We start from the raw sequence: 12828 nt of genomic DNA, 5'->3' as shown, positions 1-12828 counted from the left end.
CCACGTCGATGCATCACTGTCACAAACTCGCGCTAAAAATCTCCACGCACAGCGTCCGTCCCGCCCAGCGGGACTCCGTCGAGCCCGGTCCGACCGGGCCTTAAGCAAATGTCATATTTGCCGTGTGACCACGTGTGCATTCCGGATCAATTAACAAATTCAAGGCATTAACCTGTCACAAACGCGTCACGAGACTGCAATAAAACAGTCGCACGCCGCTTCTATGGTCTGCCACGTCAAAGGGCGGCGCCGGGGATGATGTCTCGGATCGGCTCGCCAGGTTTGAACGAATTCCGAAAAGGAAATCCCCATGAAGTCTGCAATATTCGCCAGTGCTGCCGTTATCGCGCTTGTCGCGTTCGGCACCCCAGCCGCTTTCGCCCAGTCGCGCGACACCATCCAGATCGCTGGTTCGTCCACCGTGCTGCCCTTCGCCTCGATCGTTGCTGAAGAATTCGGCGCGGCTTTCCCTGAGTTCAAGACCCCGGTCGTGGGTTCGGGCGGCACCGGCGGCGGCCTGAAGTCCTTCTGTGAAGGCGTTGGCGAAAACACCATCGACATTGCCAATGCTTCGCGCGCCATCAAGGACAGCGAAAAGGAAGCCTGCACCGCGGCCGGCGTCACCGACATTCGCGAAATCCAGTTCGGCTTCGACGGCATCGTCTTTGCGTCGTCGGCTACCAAGGCTGACTTCGCCCTGACCCCGCTCTTCGTATACAAGGCGATCGCTGCCCAGGTGCCCGTCGATGGCAAGATGGTCGACAATCCCTACACCAACTGGTCCGAGATCGACGCCTCGCTCCCCGATCAGGCCATCGCCCTGGCCATTCCCGGTTCCAATCACGGCACCCGCGAAGTCTTCCAGGAGAAGGTTGTCGCTGCTGGTTGTGAAGCTGCCGAACTGCCTGCCGATGCTGCCGAAGACGCTTGCGAAACCCTGCGTCAGGACGTCGTTGTCGAGATCGCCGGTGACTACACCGAGACCCTGGCACGCCTGACCTCCAACCCCGACACTGTCGGCGTGTTCGGTCTGTCCTTCTACGAGCAGAACAAGGACACCCTCAAGGTCGCTACCGTCGATGGCGTCGTGCCATCGCTGGACAGCGTCTCGGCCGGTGAATACCCCGTGTCGCGTCCCCTGTTCTTCTACGTCAAGGGCCAGCACATCGGCGTCATCCCCGGCATCGAGGAATATGTCCAGTTCTTCCTGTCGGAAGCCATTTCGGGCAATGGCGGCACGCTTGAAGCCGCTGGCCTGATCCCGCAGCCAGCCGACAAGACTGCCGAAGTCATGGCCGCTTTCGAAGCCGGCATGTAAGCGTCAATACCCGGGCCGCGCCACCAGGCGCGGCCCTCCCTTTCCCGCGGGACAGCGCCCATGAACTCTCTGATTATTGCCGGCCTTTTGCTTGTCCTGCTCGGTCTGGCCTATCAGACAGGCTGGGCGACCAGCCGCCGCCTCGCCACGCCGCAGGGCGTCAAGGTCCATTCCCGCCCGCAATATCACGCGGCTCTGGTGGCGATCTGGACCCTGGCCCCCGCTTTGCTCATTCTTGGCATCTGGGCCTGGCTCGGCGCTGACATCACCCGCGCCTATATCGTCGCCCAGATCCCCGCCGACATTCTGACATCGCTCGATCAGGCCGGCCTCAACGCCACCCTGCAGCGCATTGGCGCTCTGGCCTCCGGCTATGGCGTGGCCGGCGACATCCTGCCTTTCGAGCAGACCGCCGCCGACTCGCTGCGCGGCTTCCAGTTCATCACTTTCCTCGCCATCGTGGCTGCCGCTGCCGGCCTCGGCATCCTGGCGCTGCTTTATGCCCGCTCCCGCATCAGCCCCCGCCTGCGCGCCCGCAACAATGTCGAGATCGTCATTTCCGGCCTGCTGATGCTCTGCTCGGCCGTGGCCATCCTGACCACCCTGGGCATCCTGCTGTCGCTGCTCTCGGAAGCCATCCGCTTCTTCGGCTTCATCAGCCCGGTGGACTTCTTCTTCGGCACCGTCTGGAACCCCAAATTCTCCTCCACCACGGCGGGCGACTACGGCTCGTATGGCCTGCTGCCGCTGCTCACCGGTACCCTGTGGGTTGCCGCCATCGCCTCGCTGGTGGCCGTGCCGATCGGGCTGATGACGGCGATCTACCTGTCCCAATATGCCCCGCGCAAGGTGCGCGCCGTCATCAAGCCGGTCATCGAAATCCTCGCCGGCATTCCCACCATCGTCTACGGCTTCTTTGCCCTGGTCACCGTCGGCCCCTTCCTCAAGGGTGCCGGCGCCATGGTTGGCCTCGATATCAGCGCCACCAGCGCGCTGACCGCAGGCCTGGTCATGGGCATCATGATCATCCCTTTCATCTCCTCGCTCAGCGACGACATTCTCAACCAGGTGCCGCTGGCCATGCGCGATGGCTCCTATGGCCTGGGCGCGACCCAGTCCGAAACCATCCGCCACGTCCTGCTGCCCGCCGCCCTGCCCGGCATTGTCGGCGCCTTCCTGCTCGCCGTCAGCCGCGCCATCGGCGAAACCATGATCGTGGTGCTGGCCGCCGGCAACAGCCCGGTGCTGCGCGGCACCCCGCTTGAGCCGATCTCCACCATCACCGTCTCGATCGTCAACCAGCTCACCGGCGATACCGATTTCGCCGGGCCGCAGTCGCTGGTGGCCTTTGCCCTGGGCCTGACCCTCTTCGTCATGACCCTTCTTCTCAATATCGTGGCGCTCTACATCGTCCGCCGCTTCCGGGAGCAGTACGAATAATGACCGATCTTCAGGGCTCCGGTCGCAAGGCGGCCACCGAACGCACATTGCTGGTACGCGCCGGCCTGCGCCGCCGCCACCTCAACGAGCAGATCTTCCGCATCCTGGGCATCGTGGCGATCTGCGCCGCGCTCGGCTTTGTCGCCCTGCTGTTCGCCGATGTGTTGCGCAAGGGCATCCCCGCCTTCCATCAGGCGACGCTGCATCTCGACGTCACCTATGATCCGGCTCTGCTCGGTGTCGATCCGGCCCCTGTCCGCGCTGCCGACCAGTCCGATGCCGATTTCAATGACGTCACCCTCAAATGGCAGCGCGACGTCGCCATGCTGAACTGGAACAAGGTCATCGACGCTGCCATGCAGGCGGTGACCCCAGCCGGGCTCGAGATCGACAGCCGGCAGTTGCTGACCATTCCCGAAACCAATGCCCGCCACGTCGTGCGCGAGGCCTTCGTCGCCGATCCGAGCCTGCTCGGCCAGACCGTGCGCTTTGATCTGCTGGCCTCGGCCAATGTCGATAACTGGGTCAAGGGCAATATCGACCGCGACCTGGGCGATGCGCAGCAGCAATTGTCGGCGCCGGCCCGCGCCATGATCGATGCGCTCGAGGCCAATGGCGCCATCACCCAGGATTTCGCCTGGGGCCTGTTCACCAATGTCGACAGCCGCGCCGCGCCTGCCTCGGCCGGTCTCGCCGGCGCCTTCATGGGCTCGCTTTACATGATGCTGGTGGTGATCGTGCTGGCCGTGCCGATCGGGGTGGCCAGCGCCATCTATCTTGAGGAATTCGCGCCCAAATCGCGCCTCACCGATCTCATCGAGGTCAACATCAACAATCTGGCGGCCGTGCCCTCCATCGTCTTCGGCCTGCTCGGCGCCGCGGTGTTCATCAACTTCTTCCACCTGCCCCGCTCCGCCCCGCTCGTCGGCGGCCTGGTGCTCACCCTGATGACCCTGCCCACCATCATCATCGCCACCCGTGCCGCCCTGCAGGGCGTCTCCCCCGCCCTGCGCCAGGCCGCTCTGGGCCTGGGCGCCTCGCGCACGCAGATGGTCTTCCATCACGTCCTGCCCGTCACCTTCCCCTCGATCCTGACGGCCACCATTATCGGCGTGGCCCAGGCCCTGGGCGAAACCGCACCCCTGCTGCTCATCGGCATGAATGCCTTCGTCGCCGCCGTGCCCGGCTCGGTGGTCGATCAGGCCACCGCCCTGCCGGTGCAGATCTTCCTCTGGCAGGGCAATGAGAACCGGAATTTCTTTGAAGCCCGCACATCAGCTGCCATCATGGTCCTGCTGGCGCTGATGATCATGCTCAACGCCGTGGCCATCTTCCTGCGCACCCGCCTTGAGCGCCGCGTATGAGCGAACTGGAGAATGCACCAATGGATATGATCGCCGGCAAGCCCAAGACGACACAGCAATCAGTGAACAGCACCATGAACCCCACCGACGCCCTGCAACGGCCGATCCGCCTCACCGCCCGCGACGTGACCGTGCATTACGGCGCCAAGCAGGCTTTGTTCGGCATCTCCATCGACATCCCCGATCGTGCCGTGACCTCCTTCATCGGACCCTCGGGCTGCGGCAAGTCGACCTTCCTGCGCTGCATCAACCGCATGAACGACACCATTGAGGGCGCCGTTGTCGGCGGCACCATCAAGCTCGACGGCGACGATATTTCCGATCCCGATCTGGACGTGGTCGAGCTGCGCGCCCGCGTCGGCATGGTCTTCCAGAAGCCCAATCCCTTCCCCAAGTCGATCTACGAAAACGTCGCCTATGGTCCCAAGATCCACGGCATTGCCCGTTCCAAGACCGACCTCGACGAGATCGTGGTCTCCTCGCTGCGCAAGGCGGGCCTGTTCGAAGAGGTCAAGGATCGCCTGCAGGAGCCCGGCACGAGCCTGTCGGGCGGCCAGCAGCAGCGTCTGTGTATTGCCCGCGCCATCGCCGTCGGCCCCGAAGTCATCCTGATGGACGAACCCTGCTCGGCCCTCGACCCGATCGCCACGGCCATCATCGAGGAACTGATCGACGAGCTGCGCGAGAACTACACCATCGTCATCGTCACCCACTCCATGCAGCAGGCCGCCCGCGTCAGCCAGCGCACGGCCTTCTTCCACCTGGGCAATCTGGTCGAGGAAGGTGTCACCGAGGACATCTTCACCAACCCGGCTCACAAGCAGACCCAGGATTACATCATGGGTCGCATCGGCTAGTCCGGCCACCCGCTCATATGCGCGAACCGGCCCCGGCCGGTTCCCCGCCCCAAGGTTCAGAGGAACACCATGGCCCCCGATCATATCGTCTCGTCCTACAATGACGAACTCGTCGCCCTCGCCCAGACCATTGCCGAAATGGGTGGCCAGGTCGAGGTCGCCATCGAGAACGGCACCAAGGCACTGCTCAAGCTCGATCGCGAGCTGGCCGACCTCACCATCATCGCCGATCAGCGCATCGATGACATGCAGCGCAAGATCGACGACATGGCCGTTTCCATGATCGCCCGCCGCCAGCCCATGGCCTCGGACCTGCGCTCCATCATCACCGCCATCCACGTCGCTTCCGATCTCGAACGCGTCGGCGACATGGCCAAGCAGCTGGCCCGCCGCTCGCTCAAGATCGAGGGGCTGACCCTGCAGCCCACCTTCTACAATGGCGTGCGCAACATGACCGCCCTGGTGCTGCGCCAGATCAAGGAATCGCTGGACGCCTATTCCAACCGCGATGCCGACGGCGCCATCCAGGTCTGCAACCGCGATGACGAGGTGGACGCCATGTACACCTCCCTGTTCCGCGAACTGCTCACCTACATGATGGAAGATCCGCGCAACATCACCCCCTGCACCCACCTGCTGTTCTGCGCCAAGAGCCTGGAACGCATTGGCGATCACGCCACCAATATCGCCGAACGCGCCTATTACCTGCAGACCGGCAAGCAGCTTTCCAGCGATGTCGAGGAACTGCAGCGGACCCAGATCAAGGCCTGACCGATGCCCGCCACCATTCTTGTCGTCGAGGACGAAGGCGATATCGCCATCCTCCTGCGTTACAATCTCGAGGCCGAGGGCTTCCGCGTCGTCACCGCTGAAACCGGTGACGAGGCCACCCACGCCATCCAGGACAAGCTGCCCGACCTGATCCTGCTCGACTGGATGCTGCCCGAAATCTCCGGCATCGAACTGTGCCGGCGCCTGCGCGCCCGCGAGGAAACCGCCCGCGTCCCCATCATCATGCTCACCGCCCGCGGTGAGGAGGAAGAGCGCGTCCGCGGCCTCGCCACCGGCGCCGACGACTATGTGGTCAAGCCCTTCTCGGTGCCCGAGCTGATCGCCCGCATCCACGCTTTGCTGCGCCGCGCCAATCCGAACCTGGTCACCGCCGCGCTCAAGGTCGGCGATCTCGAGCTCGACCGCACCACCCACCGTGTCCGCCGGGCCACCCGCGACGTCCATCTCGGCCCCACCGAATACCGCCTGCTCGAATATCTGATGCGCCATCCCGGCCGCGTCTATTCACGCGAACAGCTCCTCGACGGCGTCTGGGGCAATGACGTCTATGTCGACGAGCGCACCGTCGACGTCCATATCGGCCGCCTCCGCCGCGCCATCAACCGCGGCCGCGAAACCGACCCCATCCGCACCGTCCGCGGCGCGGGATATGCGTTTGACGAGCGGTTTGCCCAGGTCGCGTGAGATCCGTCTCTTTTCAGCCTACCCCACCCCGTCTTCCCCGAAAGGGGGAGGAGCAGCGCAGTGCTTGCCTTGATTGGTGCCCCGACCACCACGCGGTCCCTCCCCCTTGTATGTTTGCTTGGAGGCCGTGATTGGCGATGATCGGCCTGGGAGCTTTGGGTTTACCGGGCTCCCGGGCTGGATAGCGTGTGTCCCCCAAGAGCCAGCAAGCTCGCCCCTGAGCAGACGCGTCCGGCCCATCTTGACTGTCTCGAACGGTTGGTTGGGCGACATGCCCGCATACAAGGCAGAGCGATCATGATTTTTTCCCCAGACTATGTTGGTGTCGACGTCTCCAAGAAGCACCTGGATCTGGCCATCACCGGCTCGAGCAGGTTGCGCGTGTCCAATAATCCGGCTGGCATGGCTCGGTTGGTGCAAAAGATCTCCAGCCTGACCCGGCCCCATCTGGTCTGTGAGGCCACCGGCAGCTATACGCGGCTGATGGCCCGCTCGCTCAGCCAGCATGGCATCGCGCTGAGCACGATTAACCCGCGCCGGGTGCGCGATCTGGCTCGGGCCGACGGGCTGCTGGCCAAGACCGATGCGATTGACGCCGCGGCGATCCTGCGCTTCGCTCACCTGATGCACCCAGATCCCGACCCCCTCTACGATCCAAATGCCGTGGAAATGGCCGATCTGGTGCGCCGGCGCCGCCAGATGGTGGATATGCTGGCCATGGAAAAGCAGCGTCGCGAGCACCCTGAAGCTGCGCTGGCGCAAGCCAGCATCGATGCTCATATAGGCTTCTTGAGCAGCCAGATCGGCGAGATGGATCGGGCCATTACCCGCCAGATCGATAGCGATGCGACGCTACGGCGCCGGGCCGAACTACTCACCACCATCCCCGGCATCGGCCAGACTACGGCCGCCGTGCTGCTGGCCGAAATGCCCGAGCTGGGCGGCATCGGCAACAAGCAGGCGGCCGCCTTGGCCGGAGTCGCCCCCTTCAACCGCGATAGTGGTGAGATGCGCGGCCAGGCCCATATCGCCGGCGGACGCCTCTCGGTGCGCTGCGCTCTCTATATGGCCACCCTGTCGGCCATCCGTGCTAACCCGCCCATCCGCGACTTCTACAAAAGGCTGCGCGCCCAGGGCAAACCGGGAAAGCTCGCCATCGTCGCCGCCATGCGCAAACTCATCACGACAGCCAATGCCGTCCTTGCCAACAACACCCCCTGGCACACCAACAACACCCCCTGGCACACCAACACAGCTTGACCGCAAACACGGTTGCTCAGGGGGAGGCTAGGTGGGGGCATTGCACCAGCCCCTATTCCTCGGTGATTTCATTGCCGTTCTTGAGAACGACGCCACCCCGAGGCTGGGTGATCAGATAGGCAGGCGCTTCCGGGCTCGCATGTCGCGTAACCTGCGTGCCACGAATGGTGCGCGTGGTCTTTTCCGTAAAGACCTGCTCGATACGTCCATGGGCCCAATGCGCGCCCCAGCGCCATTTGACATTCATACCGATTTGCAGGTGCGCCATGCTCATGTCCTCACTCTGGAGGAGTACGCCAATAAACCCAATTGGTTGCAATTGGCATCGGTTCTGGAGTTGCCGCCCGGCTGAAAGCGGACGGCCTGCTCACGTGGAGGTAATGGCGATATCGGGGGTGGGAACCCGACTGTCCGGTTTTGGTGGTTGAAACCGGACGTCAACATCAAATCGGTTTTCGGTCAAACCCGTTATACCCTGCCGCCAGGTCTTTGGGCTGCATGTGACCGCTGTTTAGACTTCTTGGGTAAAAGGCCAAGTGTCGGTAGCTCATAGGTGTAACGGGACCCAGAACCCGATACGCCCGCGACACACGATCTCTTCAGGGCAGAAGGTAAACGGCATCAGGCGAGGGTGTTACTCAATCCAAAATTGTCGGGAAAATTTTCGACAAAATGTCTCCTTGCATCTCCAGTACCAGCCCCAGCTATTTCATTGATAGCGGCGATGAATTGCCCAGCGTCGAGATCGTCTAACCCCTGCAATTCAGCGCCTACATATTCCATCAGGCCCAAGGAAAAATCACTATTCACCTGTTCCTCCGAAGCATTATCCAGTTGAAAAAGCAATTCTACAATACAGGTAGATAGTACTTTTGTAAGATGAGCTGTCATTTATTTCATACCTAAGAAGACCCGGCAAATGCCTTTTCGCAGCGGCTTTCTTACAAGAGATTTGACTATTTGAAGATGCATCTAAGAGCTTAGACAGCTTCATATTCGCGTCTGCCTGCTCAGGGCCCGGATCGAGATGAGCGGCGAAATAGCCTCAGGCTACTCGTTGTGAAAGCCATGCCAAAGCCAGCAGCACTGGCAAGGCGAGGATAGTCGATACGAATGCTTCCCTAAGAGCGACGTTTGAAATGTGACTCTCATGCGCTATGTTGTCGCTGAAGTCGGAGTTTGGCCGCTGCCACTTTGTGAGCGCGTATACGTAGGCTGCGACGAGTGCGAGCAAAACCATCATGCTGACCGCGGTAGGCACTGGCAGCATCGTCCAGGACACAGTGCCAAAGAGCCAAGCCAGAGTCAGGACAAAAAACGTTCGGCGGAAGATGGCCCACTGCACCTGGGACACTTGGTTTTCCTTCCAGCAAAAACTGACGGTCGCAGCAGCATTGGTAGCTGAATCCGTTAAGAGGCAATGAAGACCAATTGCAGCGACCGCTTTTGGCTTTGCTCCAACCAGGCTTGAGCGACCGAAACGGGGTCGATTCCCGCCATCCCGTCCCAACGTCATGCCCCCATGGCTGGTACGCCTAAACCTCGCCCACCCCGCGCAGCGGCGTCTCGTCGTCCAGCGGCACGGTCTGCCGCTCAATCATGCGGTGCACCATCGGCAATCCTTCGCCCCGGTGCAGGGCCCGCAGCTGCTCGATATTGTCGGCATCGGCCTTGGTGCGCCGCAGATTGTGCCGCACATAGTCGATCCAGGTGGGCACGTGATAGCTCTCGACCCACAGCTCGGGCTGCTCGAGATCGCGCAGCAGCGCCCATTGCCGCGCCCCGTCGCGCAGCCTGATCCGTCGCCGGTCGGTCATCAGCGCCAGGAATTTGGGGATGTCCTGCTGGGCGATGCGATAGTCCACCATCACCATGATCGGCCCGCTGCGCGGCGTCAGGTCCAGCCGCAGCACTGGCTCATTGAACGTGTTGAGCGGCCCCAGATCGCGCTGCTCGAATTCGGGCAGCGGCAGCTTTACCCCCACCAGCGCGCAGACCAGCAGGACCACGCCGGCCATGGTCAGCGCCCAGCCCGGCCCCCCGGCATCGGCGGCTAGGCCCCACAGCCAGCTGCCCAGCGCCATGCCGCCAAAGGTGGCGGTTTGGTAGAGCGACAGCGCCCGCCCCACCACCCAGCGCGGCGACGATAGCTGGATCGACACATTGAACAGGCTCATCGTCAGCACCCAGCAGAACCCGGCCGGCAGCAGCATCAGGTGGCTCAGCACCAGGTCTCGGCTGAAGCCCAGCCCGGCGCATGCCAAGGCAAAGCCGACACAGGCAAAACGCACGATCAGCTCATTGCTGAACCGCTCGCGCACGATGCCATTGAGAAAGGCACCGCCAATCGCGCCGACGCCAAAACTGCCCAGCAACGTGCCATAGGCCAGCGCCCCGCCCCCCACATATTCCGCCGCCACGCTGGGCAGCAGCGCCAGGATGGCGATCGCCGCCACCCCGAACAGAAAGCTGCGCAGCAACACGGTGGTGAGGTTCGGCGACAGCGACACATAGCGGATGCCCGCCAGGATGGCGCTGCCGAAATGCTCGCGCGGCAGCCGGTTGGGCGCCCGCTCCGGCTTCCAGCGCAGCAGCGCCGCGATCAGCGGCAGATAGGTGAACGCGTTGAGCGCGAACGCCGCCGCCGCCCCCGCCAGCGCCACGATCAGCCCGCCCACAGCCGGGCCGACGCTGCGCATCATGTTGAAACCCATGGCATTGAGCGTCACTGCCCCCGGCAGGTCGCTGCGCGGCACGATATCGCCCATCGACGCCTGCCAGGACGGGTTGAACAAAGCCGTGCCCGCCCCGATCAGAAAGGTCAGGCCGAGCAGCAGCCATGGGCTGAGCAATCCCATGAACCCCAGCACCGCCAGCAGCAGCGACACCACCGCCATGCCGCACTGGGCGATGATCATCACGATCCGTCGATCGAAATTGTCCGCCAGCGCCCCGGCGGCCAGCGAAAACACCATGATCGGCAGCGTCGTCGACGCCTGCACCAGCGCCACCATGGAGTGGGAATCGGTCAGCGTCGTCATCATCCAGCCGGCGCCGACGGACTGCACCAGCCCGCCCAGATTGCTCATCAGCGTGGCAATCCATAGCAGCCGGAACGTCTCATGCTTGAACGGCGCCAGGATGGACGGTCTGTCGGGCATGGCGTGTCCTCGCAAAGGCTGGTGGCAAGACACACCGTCTTGAGCCAGTCGGTCCGCTTTGACAAGCCAATGCCGGCGCTCTGGCGTCCACTTCTGGCCCGCCTGCCCGCCCTCAGCTCCCGGCAGCGTCGCGTCTAGACGCCGCTGGGCACGATCCGGAAATCATTGCCCTCGGGCAGCAGTTGCCCGCCATCCACCACAATGGTGGTGCCGGTAATATAGCTGGCATCGTCCGATGCCAGGAACAGGAAGGCATTGGCCACGTCCCGCGCGCTGCCCAGCCGCCCCAGCGGAATGGCGCTTTCCATATCGGCGATGAAGGCCGGGCCGCGATGCTCTTCCATCGCCTCGGTCAGGATATTGCCCGGCTCCACCCCGTTGACGGTAATGCCATAGCCGGAAAATTCCAGCGCCGCCGAGCGGATGAACCCGTTGATCCCCGCCTTGCTGGCCCCGTAATGGCCATGCCCGGGGCTGGTCACATGCGGCCCGGTGATCGAGGAGGTAAAAAGGATGCGCCCATACTGCTGCGCCCGCATCGGCTTGAGGGCTGCCTTGGCCGCATTGAAGCTGCCGCGCAGATTGACTGCCATCACCGCGTCCCAGTCCTCCGGCGTCGTGTCCTCGATCAGCTGCCAGGGATAGATCCCGGCATTCTGCACCACGATGTCGAGCCTGCCATAGGTCGCCACTGCCAGCGCCACCGCTGCTTCGGCATCGGCATAGTTGGAAATATCGGTGCGGATGAACGTGCCGCCCAGCTCCGCGGCGCTGGCCCGTCCGGCCTCTTCCTCCCAGTCGGCCAGCACCAGATTGGCGCCCTCCTCGACAAAGCGCTTGGCCGTACCCTTGCCGATGCCGCGCGCCGCCCCGATGACAAGGGCCGTCTTGCCCGCCAGGCGTCCATTCATGCTCATGCCAGTTTCTTCCGGATCGATTGTTTGAGAGTGTCGAGCAGCACCGCCGCCAGCACCAGCAGGCCATGGATGACCTGGGTGAAATGCGCCGGCAGGCCCATCAGGTTGATCGCCGTATTGATCGCCGACAGCAGCAGCACGCCGGCATAGACCCCTGGCAGCGCGCCGACGCCGCCCTTGAGGCTGACGCCGCCGATCACCACCGCGGCAAAGGCGTTGAACAGCATGCCGGTGCCCAGATTGGCCGTGGCGCCCGAGGTGCGGATCGCCAGCAGCCACCCGGCAAGCGCCGCCACCGTCCCTGACAGCAGGAAGGCGACCATCAGCACCTTGTCCACCTTGATGCCGGCGCGAAAGGCCGCCGCCTCGTTGCCGCCGATCATCAGCAGGTGCCGTCCATAGCGCGTCTTGGCCATCATGAAGGAAAAGCCGACAAAGCAGGCAATGGCGATATAGGCCGTCAGCGGCAGGCCCAGAAAGCGCTGGATCGCCAGCCAGCGCAGCTCGTCGGCCAGATTCTGCGCCGAGCGCCCGCCCGACAGCGCCACCACCAGCCCGCGCACCCAGATGAAACTGGACAGCGTGACGATGAAGGCATTCATCTTGATCTTGATCACCAGATAGCCGTTGAGCAGCCCGACCGCCGCCCCGACGGCAAGGCTCAGCGCCAGTGAGGCCGGCACCACCAGCCAGCCCGGCGTCAGCTCCACCCCCAGGCCGATGCCCGAGGAGGCGAAGACCATGCTGGCGGCCATGGCGCTCAGCGCCGCCACCGATTCCACGGAGAGATCCATGTGCCCGGCAATGATCACCAGCGCCAGCCCGATCGACATCACCCCCAGCACGGTGGATTGCTCGATGATATTGGCGAAAATACCCGGCTGGAAATAGTTCGGGATCGTCGCCGAAAAGATCGCCAGCACCGCCAGCAGCATGAACCAGACCAGGTTGTCGAGCACGAGTTCGAGCGCGCGGCGCGATTGGGGCGTCATCGTATTTCTCGCAAAAAGCGGGGGAACCAGACCCCTCCCGCCT

The 12828-nt window shown here is 63.4% G+C and carries 12 protein-coding genes; 7 read left to right on the top strand and 5 right to left on the bottom strand.

Annotated elements, in window-relative coordinates:
- Positions 1 to 310: 310 nt before the first annotated feature.
- The 7 genes from GDR53_RS13890 to GDR53_RS13860 all read left to right on the top strand — a co-directional run bounded on the left by GDR53_RS13890 (position 311) and on the right by GDR53_RS13860 (position 7715).
- The gene (locus GDR53_RS13890; protein WP_193335066.1) at positions 311 to 1318 is read left to right on the top strand and encodes a substrate-binding domain-containing protein; all 1008 of its coding nucleotides are present in this window, start codon (positions 311 to 313) and stop codon (positions 1316 to 1318) included.
- Positions 1319 to 1378: 60 nt separating this feature from the next.
- On the top strand, positions 1379 to 2758 hold the full coding sequence (pstC, locus tag GDR53_RS13885) for a phosphate ABC transporter permease subunit PstC (protein WP_193335065.1): 1380 nt from the start codon (positions 1379 to 1381) through the stop codon (positions 2756 to 2758).
- Positions 2758 to 4122: a phosphate ABC transporter permease PstA gene (gene pstA / locus GDR53_RS13880; protein WP_193335064.1), complete on the top strand. Its 1365-nt coding sequence runs from the start codon at positions 2758 to 2760 to the stop codon at positions 4120 to 4122. Before pstC ends, pstA begins: the two co-directional genes overlap by 1 nt.
- Before the next feature lie 74 nt (positions 4123 to 4196).
- Positions 4197 to 4979: a phosphate ABC transporter ATP-binding protein PstB gene (gene pstB / locus GDR53_RS13875; RefSeq protein WP_232846828.1), complete on the top strand. Its 783-nt coding sequence runs from the start codon at positions 4197 to 4199 to the stop codon at positions 4977 to 4979.
- Positions 4980 to 5048: 69 nt separating this feature from the next.
- Positions 5049 to 5750 carry a phosphate signaling complex protein PhoU gene (gene phoU / locus GDR53_RS13870; RefSeq protein ID WP_193335063.1) on the top strand — a complete coding sequence of 234 codons (702 nt, stop codon included), beginning with the start codon at positions 5049 to 5051 and terminating at the stop codon, positions 5748 to 5750.
- 3 nt (positions 5751 to 5753) lie between these two features.
- The gene (phoB, locus tag GDR53_RS13865) at positions 5754 to 6455 is read left to right on the top strand and encodes a phosphate regulon transcriptional regulator PhoB (protein WP_193335062.1); all 702 of its coding nucleotides are present in this window, start codon (positions 5754 to 5756) and stop codon (positions 6453 to 6455) included.
- 297 nt (positions 6456 to 6752) lie between these two features.
- A complete protein-coding gene (locus GDR53_RS13860; RefSeq protein ID WP_193335061.1) occupies positions 6753 to 7715 on the top strand; it encodes an IS110 family RNA-guided transposase in 963 nt (320 codons plus the stop codon).
- A 52-nt stretch (positions 7716 to 7767) separates the two neighbouring features.
- Here the strand turns inward: GDR53_RS13860 and GDR53_RS13855 are convergent, their stop codons facing one another.
- The 5 genes from GDR53_RS13855 to GDR53_RS13835 form a co-directional block, all read right to left on the bottom strand.
- Complete coding sequence (locus GDR53_RS13855; RefSeq protein ID WP_193335060.1) at positions 7768 to 7983, bottom strand: hypervirulence associated TUDOR domain-containing protein; 216 nt, start codon at positions 7981 to 7983, stop codon at positions 7768 to 7770.
- Positions 7984 to 8336: 353 nt separating this feature from the next.
- The gene (locus GDR53_RS13850) at positions 8337 to 8606 is read right to left on the bottom strand and encodes a hypothetical protein (protein ID WP_193335059.1); all 270 of its coding nucleotides are present in this window, start codon (positions 8604 to 8606) and stop codon (positions 8337 to 8339) included.
- 644 nt (positions 8607 to 9250) lie between these two features.
- Positions 9251 to 10876: an MFS transporter gene (locus tag GDR53_RS13845; protein WP_193335058.1), complete on the bottom strand. Its 1626-nt coding sequence runs from the start codon at positions 10874 to 10876 to the stop codon at positions 9251 to 9253.
- 134 nt (positions 10877 to 11010) lie between these two features.
- Entirely contained in the window at positions 11011 to 11787 is a 777-nt protein-coding gene (locus GDR53_RS13840; protein ID WP_193338099.1) for an SDR family NAD(P)-dependent oxidoreductase, read from the bottom strand.
- 2 nt (positions 11788 to 11789) lie between these two features.
- A complete protein-coding gene (locus GDR53_RS13835; protein WP_193335057.1) occupies positions 11790 to 12785 on the bottom strand; it encodes an ABC transporter permease in 996 nt (331 codons plus the stop codon).
- Between the last annotated feature and the right edge of the window lie 43 nt (positions 12786 to 12828).

Source organism: Devosia beringensis (assembly GCF_014926585.1).
Taxonomy (GTDB): Bacteria; Pseudomonadota; Alphaproteobacteria; order Rhizobiales; family Devosiaceae; genus Devosia; species Devosia beringensis.
Note: the sequence above shows the minus strand (reverse complement) of the source record. Positions and strands in the feature narration are given on the sequence as shown.

Excerpts from the sequence above, each read along its gene's own strand:
- GDR53_RS13855 (WP_193335060.1), bottom strand. The coding sequence starts at position 7,983 with ATGGCGCACCTGCAAATCGGTATGAATGTCAAATGGCGCTGGGGCGCG.
- GDR53_RS13890 (WP_193335066.1), top strand. The coding sequence starts at position 311 with ATGAAGTCTGCAATATTCGCCAGTGCTGCCGTTATCGCGCTTGTCGCG.
- GDR53_RS13845 (WP_193335058.1), bottom strand. The coding sequence starts at position 10,876 with ATGCCCGACAGACCGTCCATCCTGGCGCCGTTCAAGCATGAGACGTTC.
- GDR53_RS13850 (WP_193335059.1), bottom strand. The coding sequence starts at position 8,606 with ATGACAGCTCATCTTACAAAAGTACTATCTACCTGTATTGTAGAATTG.
- phoU (WP_193335063.1), top strand. The coding sequence starts at position 5,049 with ATGGCCCCCGATCATATCGTCTCGTCCTACAATGACGAACTCGTCGCC.
- GDR53_RS13840 (WP_193338099.1), bottom strand. The coding sequence starts at position 11,787 with ATGAATGGACGCCTGGCGGGCAAGACGGCCCTTGTCATCGGGGCGGCG.
- phoB (WP_193335062.1), top strand. The coding sequence starts at position 5,754 with ATGCCCGCCACCATTCTTGTCGTCGAGGACGAAGGCGATATCGCCATC.
- pstB (WP_232846828.1), top strand. The coding sequence starts at position 4,197 with ATGAACCCCACCGACGCCCTGCAACGGCCGATCCGCCTCACCGCCCGC.
- pstC (WP_193335065.1), top strand. The coding sequence starts at position 1,379 with ATGAACTCTCTGATTATTGCCGGCCTTTTGCTTGTCCTGCTCGGTCTG.
- GDR53_RS13835 (WP_193335057.1), bottom strand. The coding sequence starts at position 12,785 with ATGACGCCCCAATCGCGCCGCGCGCTCGAACTCGTGCTCGACAACCTG.
- pstA (WP_193335064.1), top strand. The coding sequence starts at position 2,758 with ATGACCGATCTTCAGGGCTCCGGTCGCAAGGCGGCCACCGAACGCACA.
- GDR53_RS13860 (WP_193335061.1), top strand. The coding sequence starts at position 6,753 with ATGATTTTTTCCCCAGACTATGTTGGTGTCGACGTCTCCAAGAAGCAC.